This is a genomic window from Streptococcus sp. KR (genome assembly GCF_002238115.1).
Classification (GTDB): Bacteria; Bacillota; Bacilli; order Lactobacillales; family Streptococcaceae; genus Streptococcus.
On the sequence record NZ_NGVM01000231.1, the window covers coordinates 1 to 308 of the forward strand.

Annotated in this window: 1 protein-coding gene; it reads left to right on the forward strand. The window is 25.3% G+C overall.

Annotation, left to right across the window (positions count from 1 at the left end):
• On the forward strand, positions 1-308 hold a 308-nt coding region (locus tag CBI42_RS12910; RefSeq protein WP_179211433.1), incomplete at both ends, for a hypothetical protein.

Consider the following 308-nt stretch of genomic DNA (forward strand, 5'->3'; position numbering starts at 1 on the left):
TTGTAGCTCAAAATAAAAAAGAAGAAGAAGTTCGAAAAACTTCTAGAATTAAACGAATTAAGCCAACGATATTTGCAAAAATAATTTTAAACAATGAAACTACAGACAAACTCGCTGATTTAAATAATTATATTCCAGTATATGAATATAACGTTCTTCAAGAATTTTATGAGATTAATAAGTACGAAGTAAATAAAAAAAATTCATTATTATTTCAAATAGAAGTAAGTGGTGATTTCCCTGCCAAAAATATTAAGTTTGAAGGCTTTCAAATAGATAATATTGGGAGGAAAAATCTATCATTAGGA